This window comes from Micromonospora sp. NPDC127501 (genome assembly GCF_040302185.1).
Lineage (GTDB): Bacteria > Actinomycetota > Actinomycetes > Mycobacteriales > Micromonosporaceae > Micromonospora.
Window position 1 is genome coordinate 192,098 of sequence record NZ_JBEORJ010000004.1, and the last position, 15,205, is coordinate 207,302.

Here is a 15,205-nt window from a genome sequence, read left to right on the forward strand (position 1 = left end):
CTATTGACGCGACGAGCGGCGCGCGGGTTATTGTGCTCTCGTTAGCAGGAGCACCCTGCTCGAAAGGAATGTGGGACGTGGCCAAGCAGATCATTCACAAGCTGGTCGATGACCTGGACGGCGGGGACGCGGACGAGACCGTCAAGTTCGCCCTCGACGGCGTTCAGTACGAGATCGACCTGTCGAGCGCCAACGCCGCGAAATTGCGCGATGCATTTGCGTCGTACGTGGGTGCCGGCACCAAGGTCGGCCGTGGTGGTGTCGTGATCGGTGGGCGGGCTGCCCGCGGTCGGGGTGGCGCGACCGCCGATCGGGAACAGAACAAGGCGATCCGGGAGTGGGCCAAGAAGGCCGGCAAGGACATCTCGGACCGGGGTCGTATCCCGCAGGAGATCGTGGACGAGTTCCACGCGAAGCGCTGATCCGTCAGCAGCTTGGTGGCCAGCCGCCACCGCAGGCGACACCGACGCCGGCCCGGAGGAGTTCTCCGGGCCGGCGTCGCCGTATCCGGGCGGCGTCGCCGTGTCCGTTTCGGCGCTGCGTCGTCGTCTCCGTTCGGGGCCGGGAAGCATTCCGGGCCCACCGACGTTGTCCACAACCAGTGGAACAGCTGTCCACAGCCTGTGGACAACCTCCTTCAGGGGCCCGGCGCGGCACTCGCCGCGACCGCCGGTCGGCCCTCCGGGGCCTCGCGGAGCGCTTCCGGACCCCGGATCGGGCTTCCGTCGAGCCAGTCGGATTTCGCTCTGCGCGTAGCGACAGGGCTACCGGAACACCTCCTGAGCGCGGACGGTTGTTCAAAACGACGTGCAACCGACCCAGAGCAGAGACACACGACCTCAGCTGAGTCGGTCAGCGACGATAGAGTAAGGAGGCACGGACGCCCGTCCTGGACGTTCGTGCACCGGCCCCGCCAAGATCTTGACCATCAAGGCGCACGGCACGTGAGGAGCACGAGGGCATGTTCGAGCGGTTCACCGACCGAGCGCGACGGGTTGTCGTCCTGGCCCAAGAAGAGGCCCGGATGCTCAACCACAACTACATCGGTACGGAACACATCCTGCTGGGCCTGATCCACGAAGGTGAAGGCGTCGCGGCAAAGGCCCTGGAGAGCCTCGGCATCTCCCTGGAGGGCGTCCGCCAGCAGGTCGAGGAGATCATCGGCCAGGGTCAGCAGGCGCCGAGCGGGCACATCCCGTTCACGCCGCGGGCCAAGAAGGTGCTGGAGCTGTCGCTGCGCGAGGCGCTGCAGCTCGGCCACAACTACATCGGCACTGAGCACATCCTGCTCGGGCTGATCCGTGAGGGCGAGGGCGTCGCCGCCCAGGTGCTGGTCAAGCTCGGCGCCGACCTCAACCGGGTCCGCCAGCAGGTGATCCAGCTGCTCTCCGGCTACCAGGGCAAGGAGCCTGCCGCGGCGGGCGCCGCGCCGGGTGAGGCCGCGCCGTCGACCAGCCTGGTGCTGGACCAGTTCGGCCGCAACCTGACTCAGGCCGCCCGCGAGGGCAAGCTCGACCCGGTCATCGGGCGCGAGAAGGAAATCGAGCGGGTCATGCAGGTGCTCTCCCGCCGTACCAAGAACAACCCGGTCCTGATCGGTGAGCCCGGCGTCGGCAAGACCGCCGTGGTGGAGGGCCTGTCCCAGAAGATCATCAAGGGCGAGGTGCCCGAGACCCTCAAGGACAAGCAGCTCTACACGCTCGACCTGGGCGCGCTCGTCGCCGGTTCCCGCTACCGCGGTGACTTCGAGGAGCGCCTCAAGAAAGTGCTCAAGGAGATCCGCACCCGCGGCGACATCATCCTGTTCATCGACGAGATCCACACCCTGGTGGGTGCGGGTGCCGCCGAGGGCGCGATCGACGCCGCGAGCATCCTCAAGCCGATGCTGGCCCGTGGTGAGCTGCAGACCATCGGTGCCACCACGCTCGACGAGTACCGCAAGCACCTGGAGAAGGACGCCGCTCTCGAGCGCCGCTTCCAGCCGATCCAGGTGGGTGAGCCGTCGCTGGCCCACACCATCGAGATCCTCAAGGGCCTGCGGGACCGCTACGAGGCCCACCACCGCGTCTCGATCACGGATGCCGCTCTCGTGGCTGCCGCGACCCTGGCCGACCGGTACATCTCCGACCGCTTCCTCCCGGACAAGGCGATCGACCTGATCGACGAGGCCGGTGCCCGGATGCGGATCCGTCGGATGACCGCGCCGCCAGACCTGCGTGACTTCGACGAGCGCATCGCCCAGGTGCGTCGCGACAAGGAGTCCGCGATCGACGCGCAGGACTTCGAGCGCGCCGCCCAGCTGCGTGACAAGGAGAAGCAGCTCCTCGGCCAGAAGGCTCAGCGGGAGAAGGAGTGGAAGGCCGGTGACCTGGACGTCGTCAGCGAGGTTGACGACGAGCAGATCGCCGAGGTGCTCGGCAACTGGACCGGCATCCCGGTCTACAAGCTGACCGAGGAGGAGACCTCGCGCCTGCTGCGCATGGAGGACGAGCTGCACAAGCGCGTCATCGGCCAGGAGGACGCGGTCAAGGCGGTCTCGAAGGCGATCCGGCGTACCCGGGCCGGCCTGAAGGACCCGAAGCGCCCGTCGGGCTCGTTCATCTTCGCCGGCCCGTCCGGTGTCGGTAAGACCGAGCTGTCCAAGGCGCTCGCCGAGTTCCTCTTCGGCAGCGAGGACGCCCTCATCCAGCTGGACATGTCCGAGTTCCACGACCGTTACACGGTCTCCCGGCTCGTGGGTGCCCCTCCCGGCTACGTCGGCTACGACGAGGGCGGGCAGCTGACCGAGAAGGTGCGGCGTCGGCCGTTCTCGGTGGTCCTCTTCGACGAGATCGAGAAGGCCCACCCGGACGTGTTCAACACGCTCCTGCAGATCCTCGAAGACGGTCGGCTCACCGACGGTCAGGGTCGGATCGTGGACTTCAAGAACACGGTCATCATCCTGACCACCAACCTGGGCACCCGTGACGTCGCCAAGGCGGTGTCGCTGGGCTTCCAGCAGTCGGAGGACTCCGAGTCCAACTACGACCGGATGAAGCAGAAGGTCAACGACGAGCTCAAGCAGCACTTCCGGCCTGAGTTCCTCAACCGGATCGACGACACCATCGTCTTCCACCAGCTGCGTCAGACCGAGATCCTCTCGATCGTGGACATCATGATCCAGCGGATCGAGGGTCAGCTGCGGAACAAGGACATGGGTCTGGAGCTGACCGACAACGCCAAGAAGTACCTGGCCGCGAAGGGCTTCGACCCGGTGCTCGGTGCCCGTCCGCTTCGTCGCACGATCCAGCGCGACATCGAGGACAACCTCTCCGAGCGGATCCTGTTCAACGAGCTGACCCCGGGTCAGATCGTCGTGGTGGACTGCGAGGGCGACCCGGACGACATCGACAAGTCCAAGCTCGTGTTCCGGGGCTCGGACAAGCCGGTCGAGGTTCCGGACGCCGTCCCGGCCGATCTCGGTGGCACCGCCGCTGGCACCGCCGCCGCAGGCGTGGACGAGTAACACAACCAGCAAGGGGCGGGGCCCCGGTGGCGCAAGCCACCGGGGCCCCGCCTTGTTGCGCCCCCTCGGGTCACCCCGCCGCCGCGCCGGCTCGTGCCCTCCCGGCCAACCTCCGCGTCGCACATGCCCGACGCACCCCGCCGCATGCGGGCGCTCTCGCAGGATCGCTCAACATCCTGGATGTAGTGGCATCCGGCCCGCCCGACACCACTACATCCAGGATCGAGCACGATCTTGAGGTGGAGGGCACCGGTGCGCGCCGCGTTCGGGCGTTCGGCGTGGGGGCCAGCGGGCAGGGTGCGCGCGGGTCAGGTGGTGAGGTCCGCGGTTGGCAGGGACGGGCCGTCACCGACCAGGCGGAAGGAGTCGGTGCCGGCGGGTTCGACCAGCCCGTCCTGCACCAGCCCGGCGAGGGCGCGGGCGCGTTGCACGTCGTCGGTCCAGACCTGGTCCAACCGCTGGTGCGGAACCGGCCCGGTGCTGTCCCGGAGCACTCCCAGCAGCAGACCGCGGACCTGTCGGTCGGTTCCCGCGTACCGCTGGGGTCGGCGGGTCGGCCCGGCGGGCGCCTCCTGGCCGGACGCCCGCCAGACGCAGACCGACTCGACGGGGCAGGCGGTGCAGCGCGGTGACCGGGCTGTGCAGATCACCGCGCCCAGTTCCATGAACGCGGCGCTGGCCAGTGCCGCTGCTGCCGGTTCGGTGGGAAGCAGTTCCTCGGTGGCGACCAGGTCCGCTGGTCGGGTTACGGGCCCGGCGTCCGGTTCGCCGGCCACCGCCCGGCACACGACCCGGCGTACGTTGGTGTCGACGACCGGGTGCCGCTGCCCGTACGCGAAGGCGGCCACCGCCCGGGCGGTGTACGTGCCGACGCCGGGCAGTGCGAGCAGTTGCTCCAGCCGGTCCGGCACCTGACCGCCGTGTCGGTCGACGATCGCGACAGCGCATTCGCGTAGCCGGACCGCCCGACGGGGGTAGCCGAGGCGTCCCCACATCCGGATCGCCTCGGCTGGGGTGTCCGCCGCCAACGCGGCCGGCTCCGGCCAGCGGGCCAGCCACGCCTGCCAGGCCGGCACCACCCGGACCACGGGCGTCTGCTGGAGCATGACCTCGCTGACCAGGATGGCCCACGGGGTGACGCCGGGCTCGCGCCACGGCAGGTCACGGGCGTGCTGCTGGAACCACCGGCTGACCAGGGAGGCGAAGTCGGGTTGAGTCATGGCGTCGTCGATGATGTCACGCCCGGCGTTCCCGTTGGGTGGGCGGCTCGGGCGGGGTGCCACGTCCTCGTTCGGTGGACGGGGGAGAATGCGCGGATGAACGAGCTCGCGATCACCGTCATCGGTCGGGACCGGCCGGGCATCGTGGCCGACGTCGCGGAGGTGCTGGCCCGACTGGGGGCCAACCTCACCGACAGCACGATGACGCGGCTGCGGGGGCATTTCGCGATGACCCTCATCTGCACCGGTCCGGCCGCCGCCGAGGTCGAGGCCGCACTGGCGTCGCTGGCTGCCGAGGGGCAACTGCTGGCGACGGTACGCGCGGTCACCCCGGACGGCGATGTTCCTCCGGTGGGTGAGCCGTACGTGATGGCGGTGCACGGTTCGGACCGGATGGGGATCGTCGCGGCGATGACGCGGGTGCTGGTGGATGCCGGGGGGAATGTCACCGACCTGAGTACCCGGTTGACCGGTGCGCTCTACGTGGTCCTGGCGGAGGTCGAGTTGCCGGCCGGTGTGGCGGACACTCTGCTCGACCGGCTGCATCGGACGGCTGCCGAGCTGGGCGTGGAGGTCACCCTCCGGCCGGCGGACCCGGACCTGTTGTGACCGGCGAGGAGCGTGGGCCGGAGGTCGGCCTGGGGGACTGGACACCGGAGTCGCTGGACGTGCCGGGCGAGGTGCGGGCGGTGGTGTCCGCCCCGCATCCGGTGCTGAGTCGGGCAGCGGACGAGGTCGACCCCACGGCGAAGGAGACGGTCCAACTCGCGGCCGATCTGATAGCCACGATGAAGGTCTCGCCGGGCTGCGTCGGGCTGGCCGCGCCGCAGGTCGGGGTGGGCGCCCGGGTCTTCGCCGTCGACGTGACCGGGCATCCGAAGGCGGTGACGGTGCACGGGACCTTCGTGTTGTGCAACGCGCGCGTGGTCGAGGCGACGCGGTGGAAGCCCGGCCGGGAGGGCTGCATGTCGGTGCCGGACCTGACCGGGGACGTGAAGCGGGCCAGCCGGCTGGTGGTGGAGGGTGACCTGCCGGGCAGCGGCGAGCCGGTCCGGCTGGTGACCGACGGCTTCGAGGCTCGGGCGTTGCAGCACGAGATCGACCACTGCGCGGGGCTGCTGTTCCTGGATCGGGTGGCCGGTGCGCACGCGGTCTATCAGCGCAAGGTCTACCTGTGATCGGGTGCCGGACCGTCCTTGATGGAGAGTGGCGCGGGCGCCTCAGGGCGGCTCCGGCGCGTCGCGCCGCCCTGCCGGGTACGGCGCGGCTACGGTGGAGGGCATCATGCGTCTGACGGTCGGCCCCCTGCCACCCGCCGTGTACTGGCGGCGTCGCGCCGTCGTACTCGGAGCGGGGTTCCTGTTCCTGATTGTCCTGCTCTACTCCTGCACCGGTTCGGGTCGTTCCGGCGACAAGGACCCAAAGGCGGGGGGTTCGCCGTCGGCAACGTCCGCCGCGACGTCTGGTCCCGGAGGGCCGGTGCTGACACCGCAGACCGGCGGTCCGTCGTCGTCCGCGTCCGGTGATCCGGGCGCGACGAGCCCGAGCCCGGCGATCACCAGCAACACACCGCCGCTGGGCGCGGCGGCCGGTTCGGAGGACGACGGCACCTGCACCGACGGGGAGATCAGCGTGGTCGCGTCGGCGAGCCCGACCTCGGTGCAGCGGGGAGCGGTGGTCCAGCTGCAACTGAAGATCAAGAACACGTCGGATCGGACGTGCAGCCGCAACGTCGGCGCCGACCTCCAGGAGATCTTCATCAAGTCCGGCGCCGAGAAGGTCTGGTCGTCCGACACCTGCGGCAAGGTCGTGGGCTCGGACGTGCAGTCCTTCACGCCGGACTTCGTGCGCTCCTACGAGGTGCCGTGGAACGGCCGGGACACCAGCCGCTGCGACGGCGCGTTGGCCGGCGGGCCGTTCCCGCCGATCGGGTCGTACCAGGTGTTCGCCCGGGTCGGCACGAAGCTCAGCGACCCGGTGAAGCTCACCGTCACCGGCTGAGCCGGGTCAGACGTAGCGTTCCAGGATGGATGCCTCGGCCAGCCGGGACAGCCCCTCACGGACGCCACGGGCCCGGGCGTCGCCGACCCCTTCGACGGCTTGCAGGTCTTCCACTGTCGCGCCGAGCAGACGCTGAAGGCTGCCGAAGTGCAGCACCAGGCGGTCGACCACCGCCACCGGCAGCCGGGGCACCTTGGCCAGCAGTCGGAAGCCGCGCGGGCTGACCGCGGCGTCGAGCGCGTCGGACGCGGCCGGGTAGCCGATCGCCTTGGCCACCGACACCAGGTCGATCAGCTCGGTGGCGCCGAGCAGGTCCAGCTCGACGAGAGCCTCGTCCAGGGTGCGTGACTTGCGGCCGACGGGGAGGTAGTCCCGGATGACCAGCGTCCGGTCGGCGTCCACGCCGGCCATCAGCTCGTCGAGTTGCAGGGCGAGCAGGCGGCCGTCGGTGCCCAGCTCCACCACGTAACCGGCGATCTCGTCGGCGATCCGGCGAACCATCTCCAGTCGCTGCACCACGGCCACCGCGTCCCGAACGGTGACCAGATCCTCGATCTCCAGGGCGGACAGCGTGCCGGAGACCTCGTCCAGCCGGAGCTTGTAGCGCTCCAGGGTGGCGAGCGCCTGGTTGGCGCGGGAGAGGATGGCCGCCGAGTCGTCGAGCACGTGCCGTTGGCCGTTGACGTAGAGGCTGATGATCCGCATGGACTGGCTAACCGAAATGACCGGATAGCCGGTCTGGCGGGCCACCCGCTCGGCGGTGCGGTGCCGAGTGCCGGACTCTTCGGTCGGGATGGACGGGTCGGGCATCAGGTGCACTGCCGCCCGGACGATCCTGGTGCCGTCGCTGGAGAGCACGACAGCGCCGTCCATCTTGCACAGCTCGCGTACGCGGGTCGCGGAGAACTCCACGTCCAGCGGGAAGCCGCCGGTGCAGAGGCCCTCGACCACCTTGTCGTAGCCGAGCACGATGAGCGCGCCCGTGCGACCCCGCAGGATGCGCTCCAGACCGTCGCGCAACGCGGTGCCCGGAGCCATCAGGGCGAGGTTGGCGCGTAGCGGATCTCCGGCGCTCCCGGCGGCTCCCGCAGTCACGCTCACGCTGATCGGGCGGGCGGGCGAGCCCACGGCGCCGGTGCGGGCCTGGGGCGGCGCGCCGGCTGGCTTGGTGGTATCGCGGTCGATCGGCACGGGCACAGTCTACGGACTGCCGTGCGGTGGGTGCTGTCGTGGTTACTGTGATGTGTCACGATGCCGCCCTTTCCACCGTTTCCCGCTTGCGACGTGCTGTCCGTTTTCGCCGCCCTCGTCGGCACGGTGGGTCACTCGGCGGACGCGCGGGCCGCATGGTGCAGTGCCGAACGGACGTCGGTGACCTCGGTCACCTGCATCTGCCCGGGGCCCGCGCCAGTGCTGGCCGGGCCGCAGCCTGGCGGCACCAGGGCCACCCTGAACCCCAGCCGGGCGGCCTCGGCCAGCCGGCGCGGCACCGCTCCGACCCGGCGCACCTCGCCGGTCAGCCCCACCTCACCGATCGCCACCAGGTGCGGCGCGATCGCCAGGTTGAGCCCGCCGGAGGCGACCGCCAGAGCCACCGCCAGGTCGGCGGCCGGCTCCACCACCCGGATCCCGCCCACGGTGGCGGCGAACACCTCCCGGTCGTGCAGGGTCAGCCGCTCGGTGCGCCGTTGCAGCACCGCGAGCACCATCGCCAGTCGCGCCGAGTCGAGGCCGGAGACGGTGCGTCGCGGAGAACCCGCCACTGTCGCGCCGATCAGCGCCTGCACCTCGGTGACCAGCGCCCGCCGCCCCTCCATGGCCACCGTCACGCAGGTGCCCGGGACCGGCTCCGCGTAGCGGGTCAGGAACAGCCCGGACGGGTCGGCCAGGCTGCTGATGCCGCCCTCGTGCATCTCGAAGCAGCCGACCTCGTCGGCAGCGCCGAACCTGTTCTTCACGCCGCGCACCAGGCGCAGCGACGAGTGCTTGTCGCCCTCGAAGTGCAGCACCACATCGACCAGGTGCTCCAGCACCCGAGGCCCGGCCACCTGGCCGTCCTTGGTGACGTGCCCGACCAGCACGGTGGCGATGCCCCGTTCCTTGGCGACCGAGACCAGCGCGGCGGTGACCGCGCGGACCTGGGTCACCCCACCGGGCACCCCCTCGGTGCCGGTGGTCGAGATGGTCTGCACCGAGTCGAGCACCAACAGGCCCGGCTTGACCGCGTCGAGGTGACCGAGCACCGAGCCCAGGTCGCTCTCCGCAGCGAGGTAGAGCTGCTCGTGCAGGGTGCCCATCCGCTCCGCGCGCAGGCGCACCTGACTGACCGATTCTTCGCCGCTGACCACCAGCGACGGGCTGCCGGCACCGACCGCCCACTGCTGCGCCACGTCGAGCAGGAGGGTCGACTTGCCCACGCCGGGCTCGCCAGCGAGCAACACCACGGCACCGGGGACCAGGCCACCGCCGAGCACCCGGTCGAGCTCGCTCACCCCGGTGGGCACGGCGCGGGCCGGGGCGGCGCTGATGGTGGCGATCGGTCGGGCCGGCTCGGACGGCATCCGGGAGCTGACCACCCGGCCGGAGACGGTCGGGCCGGTCACCGTGTGCTCGACCACCGCGCCCCACTCGCCGCACTCCGGGCAGCGCCCCACCCACTTGGGCGGTTGGTGCCCGCAGGCGTCGCACTGGTAGGCCGGACGCGGCTCGCGGGCGGCGGACCGACCACGGGCGGCACCGGCCGTGCCGCCACGCGGAGGGGTCGATCGGGAGGTGGTCACATCAGGACGCTAGCCCTCGCGTACGACGAAAACACCCCGGCGTGGTGGTCACCACGCCGGGGCGTTTGTCGATGTGCGGGTCGGGTCACTCGTGGGTCGTGCCGCCCTCGTTGCCCTCGTAGCCACCCTCACGCTCGATGATCGGCGACGGAGGGGCCGCCGGGGTGAGCGGAACCGCGACCGGCGCCTGCCCGGTGACCGTGTTGCCGTTGCCGAAGTCGAAGGTCACGACGACGTTCTGGCCGGAGCGCAGCGCCTCGGTCAGGCCGATCAGCCGGAGCTGGGTGGTGGCCTCGGAGTTGAACTGGATGTAGCTCAACGGCGCCAGCTCGATCCGGGCCGGCTGGCCGGGGGCGGAGGGGCTGGCCGATCCGGACGCCCGCGCCGACTCCGGGGCGGACGGGGTGGCCGAGGAGGATCCGGTCTCGGAGGGCGTCACCGACGGACTCGGCGAACCGGACGTCGAGTTCGACGGGCTGGCCGAACCGGACGGCGACGGGCTCATGGAGGCGGACTCCGAGGCGGACGGCGACGGGCTCGCCGAGCCGCCGCTGATCACGACCTCGCGGGCGCTCTCCGTGGTGACGGTGACCGTCACCGTCTCCTTGGAGTCGTTGTAGATCACGGCGCCGAGCCCCGCGTCCTGGCCGACCTTGTAGCCCTCGGTGCCCGGGTAGTCCACGACCAGGCCACGCACGGAGAAGGATCCGTTGCTGGTGGTGAGGCTGACGCCCTGGACCGACGCCTCCTTGGTGGCGGTCTCGGCGATCTGACCGGCGCCGCAGCCGGACGTCAGCAGACTGGCCGCCGCAATCCCGGACAGCAACAGGGCCGCCCGCCGGGATCCCCTGATCGAGCGCGTCACGTCGGTCCTCCTCGTCACAATCCCCACCCGGGCCGTACGCCGGGCACGGTGGCCATACCCGCGCAGACCGCGCTCCAGGGTAGTTGGGGCTGATCGAGGCCCGCACGCGGACCCGGCAATGCCACCTGCCCGGGTGGCGTTCACACCACCCGACCGCTCGCCACCAGCAGAACCACGTCGATGAGGGCCACCAGCATCACCGCCCGGAAGGCCGCCACCGGCCGCCGGCCGGCCCGGATCGCGGAGCGCCCGGCGTACCAGCTCAGCGGCGGCACGACGGCGGCCGTGCCGACCGCCGCCCAGCCGATCGCCGACGGCGGCCCGGGTGGTCCGAGGACGAGTGTCGCGGTCGCCGCGAGGAGGAGACCCGCCGCGGCCACCCGGCTGCCGGCGGCACCCAGCCGGTGGGGCAGGCCGCGCACGCCGGTGCGGGCGTCGTCGGCCAGGTCGGGCAGCACGTTGGCGAAGTGCGCACCGGCGCCCAGGCAGGCAGCCGCCGCCACCAGCCAGATCGGCGGGGCCGGCTGACCGGGCAGCGCCAGCACCACGAAGGCGGGAAGCGCGCCGAACGACACGGCGTAGGGCAGCACCGAGAACGCGGTGGCCTTGAGCGGCCAGTCGTAGAGCAGGGCGGAGACCAGGGCGAGCGTCAGCCAGAACGCCGCCACCGGGTTCGTGGTCAGCGCCAGCAGCGGGCAGGCCACCGCGGCCGCCGCGGCGGCCCAGGCCGTGACGCGTCGACCGACCGCGCCACTGGCGACCGGCTTGTCGGTACGCCCCACAGTGGCGTCCCGCTCGGCGTCCAGCGCGTCGTTGGTCCAGCCGACGGCGAGCTGGCTGGCGAGCACGGCGAGCACCACCGAGACGATTCCGGCCGGCCGGTGGCCCACTCCCCAGGCCAGCAGACCGGCCACCGTGGTCACCGCCGCGGCCGGTTCCGGATGGCTCGCTCTGACCAGCCCTAACACCCTCGACGACATAAGGGAAGTCTGGTCGTTACCGAGCAGTCGTGCCACGCTCGGTTCCATGCGAGACGTGGCTGCGGCCGGGGCGTCCACCGGTCCGAGGGTGCTGCCGCGAAACGATCCGCGTCAGTACGACGATCTGGCCGGTGAGTGGTGGCGGCCGGATGGCGCGTTCGCGATGCTGCACTGGCTGGCTGAGGCCCGTGCCGCGCTGGTGCCGCCGGCCACCCGCCCGGACGCGTTGCTCGTCGATCTGGGTTGCGGCGCCGGCCTGCTCGCGCCACACCTGGCTGGTAAGGGCTACCGCCACGTCGGGGTTGATCTGACCCGCTCGGCGCTCGTCCAGGCGGCCGAGCACGGGGTGCGGGTGGTCCAGGGCGATGCCACAGCGGTGCCGCTGCCTGACGGCTGCGCCGACGTGGTCTCGGCGGGTGAGCTGCTGGAGCACGTGCCGGCCTGGCCGCGCGCGGTGGCCGAGGCGTGTCGGCTGCTGCGCCCCGGTGGTGTGCTGGTGCTGGACACCCTGAACGACACGGCGCTGGCCCGGCTGGTCGCGGTCCGGATCGCCGAGCGGCTGCCGACGGTGCCCCGTGGCATCCATGATCCACGGTTGTTCGTGGACGCCCGGGCGCTGGTGGCCGAGTGCGCCCGACACGGTGTCGACCTGCGGCTACGGGGCATCCGCCCGCAGGTCGGCGGCATGCTCGCCTGGCTGCTGCGCCGTGCTCGCGCGAGCCGAACGGCCGGGGCGGTGCCCGCCGGCCGCGCGCCGCGCATCGTGCCGACCCGCTCCACCGCCGTGCTCTACCAGGGCCGGGGGGTCCGCAAAGGATAGTCAGGCCGTGGCGGGGTATGGAACGCCGAGGAGGAACGAGATGACGGTGCACGCGCTTGAGGCAGCACGCCGGTTGGCGCCGCGGTTCGCCGCGCGGGCGGCCGAGCACGACCGGGACGGTTCCTTCCCCGTGGACGACTTCGCCGACCTGCGCGAGGCCGGCCTGTTCGGGCTGATGGTGCCCCGGGCGCTCGGCGGTCTGGGTGCCACCTTCGCCGAGTACGCCGCGGTGGCCAGTGAGCTTGCCCGGGGCAACGGTGCGACCGCCCTGGTGTTCAACATGCACGCCTCGGTGACCGGTGCGCTGGGCGCGGTCACCGAGGAGTTGGCCGAGGCGTTGGGCGTACCGGACGAGGCGCTGGCCGCCCGGGACCGGCTGCTCAGCGCGGCGGCGCAGGGCTCCTGGTACGCGGTCGCGATGAGCGAGCGTGGCGCGGGCGCGCGGCTGTCCCAGCTGACCACGGCGTACGAGCCGACCGACGGGGGCTGGCATCTCAAGGGCAGCAAGACCTTCTGCTCCGGCGCCGGGCACGCGGACGGCTACCTGGTGGCGGCGCGTAGCGCGGCCGACCAGTCGGTGGTCTCACAGTTCCTGGTGCCGGCCGGCGACGGGCTGACCGTGGAGCCGACCTGGGATTCGCTCGGCATGCGCGCCACCTCCTCCCACGACCTGCACCTGGACGTCACGGTGCCCGCCGACCGGCTGCTCGGTGGGGTGGAGGGGCTGGCGCTGGTGGTCGCCCAGCTGATGCCGCACTGGTTGGTGGCCAGCTACGCGGCCGTCTACGTGGGGGTCGCCCGTGCGGCGATCGACGCGGCGGCCGAGCACCTCAACGCGCGCAACCTGTCCGGACTGCCGGCGGTGCGGGCCCGGCTGGGTCGGGCGGACGCGGCGACGGCCGCCGCGCAGTTGGTGGTGGCCGAGGCGGCCCGCCGGGTGGACGAGGCGCCCGGTGACGAGGAGACCAACCGTTGGGTGTGGCGGGCGAAGCTGCTCGCCGGGACCACGGCCGCCGAGGTGGCGGCGTCGGTCCTGGAGGCGGCGGGCACCTCGGCGACCCGCCGTGGACATCCGCTGGAGCGGCTCTACCGCGACGCCCGCTGCGGCTCGCTGCATCCGGCCACGTCGGATGTCTGCGCCGACTGGCTCGGCATCGCCGCGCTGGGCGGCGACCCGGATCGTGACGGATCGGCACCGCGTTGGTGAGCCCGCCGCACCGGGCTCGAACGGAAGAACGACCAGCCGAGGTGGCTGGTGGGACGGCCAGGGGGAGGAAAGCATCTGACGAGAGGTGGGGATCGTGTTCGTACCAGTGATCGCGGGGCTCGGGACAGCGCAGCCGCCGTCCGCTTCGCAGGGCGAGTTGTGGGAGGGCTTCTTCTCCCGGCACTTCTCCGGCACCACCCGGTCGTTGGCCCAGCGAATCTTCGCCAACTCCGGGGTGACCCGGCGGCAGGCCGCGGTCAATCCGCTGCTGGAGGACGTCTCGGACTGGCCGACCGAGCGCCGGATGCGCCGCTACCAGGTGGAGGCGCTGCCGCTGGGCAAGGAGGCGGTGGGTCGGGCGTTGACAGCGGCCGGGCTGAGCGCCGCCGACATCGGGCTGTTCATCGTCTGCTCCTGCACCGGCTACGCCACACCGGGGCTGGACATCCTGCTCGCCCGGGACCTGGGCATGGCCGCGGACACCCAGCGGATGTTCATCGGCCACATGGGCTGTTACGCGGCGTTGCCGGGGCTCGGCGCGGCGAGTGACTTCGTCACCGCCCGGGGCCGCCCGGCGCTGCTGCTCTGCGCGGAGCTGACCAGCCTGCACATCCAGCCGTCCAGCGCCCGGGTGGACACGCAGCAGATCGTCTCCCACGCGCTCTTCTCGGACGCCGCGGTCGCCGCCGTGGTGGTGCCGGGCGGCCCTGGGTACGCCTTGCGCGAGGTCACCGCCGTCACCGACACCTCGACCGCCGACCACATGACCTGGGACGTCACCGACGCCGGTTTCCGGATGGGGTTGTCGCCGAAGGTGCCGCAGGTGCTGTCGAAGCACGTCCGCGGGCTGGTCGACGATCTGTTGGCCCGGCACGGCGTCACCAGCTCCGAGGTGGACGGTTGGGCGGTGCACCCGGGCGGGCCGCGGATCCTCAACGTGGTGGAGCGGGAGCTGGCGCTGCCCCCGCTCGGGCTGGCGGCGTCCCGGGCGACGCTGGACGAGCACGGCAACTGCTCGTCGCCGACCGTGCTGCTGATCCTGGACCGGTTGGGTCGGGCGACACCGGCGGCTCGGCGCATCGTCATGCTGGCCTTCGGCCCCGGCCTCACCCTGTACGCCGCCCTGCTCGATCGACACTACTGAACCTCGTCGGCCCGGCCGGTACGCTCGGGTGGTGGATGCGACGGCGGACGACCGGCTGCGCTCGGTGGTGCTGTTTGGCGCGGCGGTGGCCGTCCTGGTCGTCGGCGGCTGGTGGTGGCGTGCCGCCGCGCCCGCGTCGACGGCAGGGACGGCTGTCCCTTCGGCGGCGGCGGTGCCATCGGTCGGGCCGAGCGTCAGCACCCCACTGGAACGTCTCCTCGCGGCTGAGGAGCCCGATGAGCGGCTGACGGTGCGGATGGACCCCAACACCGGCGAGGCCATCCGGGTGCGAAGCGGCCCGCTGGCCGTCATCGACCCGGCGACGGGCTCGATCACCGACATCGAGGGCGATCCCGGGGTGCTCTTCTCCGCGGGTGACCTGCCCCCGTTCCAGGAGACGATCTGGCGGGAGCAGCGGGACCTCGCCCCTGGCCAGGAAGTGACCCGGCAGGCCAGCAACCACGGTGCGCGCTACCTGCTCCAGTACCGGTGCACCCGCCCCGGCACGATGGTCGTGACGAGCACCGGGGCCGGAATCGTCGGCCGGCCGCGGATCGACTGCGACGGCATGATCGCCAATGCCGAGGTGCTGCCCGGTGGCGGGCCGTTCCAGGTGTCGCTGTCGGCCGTCGACCGACCCATCGACATCCAGGCGCAGCTCGTCGCGCTGCCCCCTCGCTAGT

At 71.7% G+C, this 15,205-nt stretch carries 14 protein-coding genes; 9 read left to right on the top strand and 5 right to left on the bottom strand.

What is annotated here, in order from left to right:
- The first annotated feature begins 77 nt into the window (after positions 1-77).
- Both ABTW72_RS10940 and ABTW72_RS10945 read left to right on the top strand, forming a co-directional pair.
- Positions 78-422, top strand: coding sequence for a histone-like nucleoid-structuring protein Lsr2 (locus tag ABTW72_RS10940; protein ID WP_036392792.1), 345 nt, complete (start codon positions 78-80; stop codon positions 420-422).
- Between the two features lie 539 nt (positions 423-961).
- Entirely contained in the window at positions 962-3,505 is a 2,544-nt protein-coding gene (locus ABTW72_RS10945) for an ATP-dependent Clp protease ATP-binding subunit (protein ID WP_030327930.1), read from the top strand.
- Between the two features lie 308 nt (positions 3,506-3,813).
- Here the strand turns inward: ABTW72_RS10945 and ABTW72_RS10950 are convergent, their stop codons facing one another.
- On the bottom strand, positions 3,814-4,725 hold the full coding sequence (locus tag ABTW72_RS10950; protein ID WP_350857151.1) for an iron-sulfur binding domain-containing protein: 912 nt from the start codon (positions 4,723-4,725) through the stop codon (positions 3,814-3,816).
- 96 nt (positions 4,726-4,821) lie between these two features.
- Here ABTW72_RS10950 and ABTW72_RS10955 point away from each other — a divergent pair, with 96 nt between their 5' ends.
- The 3 genes from ABTW72_RS10955 (at position 4,822) to ABTW72_RS10965 (ending at position 6,726) form a co-directional block, all read left to right on the top strand.
- Complete coding sequence (locus tag ABTW72_RS10955; protein ID WP_091403183.1) at positions 4,822-5,334, top strand: glycine cleavage system transcriptional repressor; 513 nt, start codon at positions 4,822-4,824, stop codon at positions 5,332-5,334.
- Positions 5,331-5,903, top strand: a complete 573-nt coding sequence (locus ABTW72_RS10960; RefSeq protein ID WP_350857154.1) for a peptide deformylase — start codon at positions 5,331-5,333, stop codon at positions 5,901-5,903. The genes ABTW72_RS10955 and ABTW72_RS10960 overlap by 4 nt, the downstream gene beginning before the upstream one ends.
- Before the next feature lie 106 nt (positions 5,904-6,009).
- A complete protein-coding gene (locus ABTW72_RS10965; protein WP_350857157.1) occupies positions 6,010-6,726 on the top strand; it encodes a hypothetical protein in 717 nt (238 codons plus the stop codon).
- 6 nt (positions 6,727-6,732) lie between these two features.
- On the opposite strand, the gene disA is transcribed toward ABTW72_RS10965, so the two are convergent.
- From disA to ABTW72_RS10985, 4 genes are all read right to left on the bottom strand, one after another.
- Positions 6,733-7,917 (bottom strand): DNA integrity scanning diadenylate cyclase DisA, encoded by a 1,185-nt coding sequence (gene disA / locus ABTW72_RS10970; RefSeq protein WP_030327921.1) that lies wholly within the window; start codon positions 7,915-7,917, stop codon positions 6,733-6,735.
- A 131-nt stretch (positions 7,918-8,048) separates the two neighbouring features.
- Positions 8,049-9,506: a DNA repair protein RadA gene (gene radA, locus ABTW72_RS10975; protein ID WP_350857160.1), complete on the bottom strand. Its 1,458-nt coding sequence runs from the start codon at positions 9,504-9,506 to the stop codon at positions 8,049-8,051.
- Between the two features lie 85 nt (positions 9,507-9,591).
- On the bottom strand, positions 9,592-10,371 hold the full coding sequence (locus tag ABTW72_RS10980) for a hypothetical protein (RefSeq protein WP_350857163.1): 780 nt from the start codon (positions 10,369-10,371) through the stop codon (positions 9,592-9,594).
- A gap of 140 nt (positions 10,372-10,511) precedes the next feature.
- A complete protein-coding gene (locus ABTW72_RS10985; RefSeq protein WP_502892192.1) occupies positions 10,512-11,351 on the bottom strand; it encodes a UbiA family prenyltransferase in 840 nt (279 codons plus the stop codon).
- A gap of 46 nt (positions 11,352-11,397) precedes the next feature.
- On the opposite strand from ABTW72_RS10985, the gene ABTW72_RS10990 reads away from it, so the two are divergent.
- The 4 genes from ABTW72_RS10990 (at position 11,398) to ABTW72_RS11005 (ending at position 15,204) form a co-directional block, all read left to right on the top strand.
- Positions 11,398-12,171, top strand: coding sequence for a class I SAM-dependent methyltransferase (locus ABTW72_RS10990; RefSeq protein WP_350857169.1), 774 nt, complete (start codon positions 11,398-11,400; stop codon positions 12,169-12,171).
- 40 nt (positions 12,172-12,211) lie between these two features.
- Positions 12,212-13,378, top strand: coding sequence for an acyl-CoA dehydrogenase family protein (locus ABTW72_RS10995; protein WP_350857172.1), 1,167 nt, complete (start codon positions 12,212-12,214; stop codon positions 13,376-13,378).
- 85 nt (positions 13,379-13,463) lie between these two features.
- Complete coding sequence (locus ABTW72_RS11000; RefSeq protein WP_350857175.1) at positions 13,464-14,522, top strand: type III polyketide synthase; 1,059 nt, start codon at positions 13,464-13,466, stop codon at positions 14,520-14,522.
- Between the two features lie 31 nt (positions 14,523-14,553).
- A complete protein-coding gene (locus tag ABTW72_RS11005) occupies positions 14,554-15,204 on the top strand; it encodes a flagellar basal body-associated FliL family protein (RefSeq protein ID WP_350857178.1) in 651 nt (216 codons plus the stop codon).
- The last annotated feature ends 1 nt before the right edge of the window (position 15,205 follow it).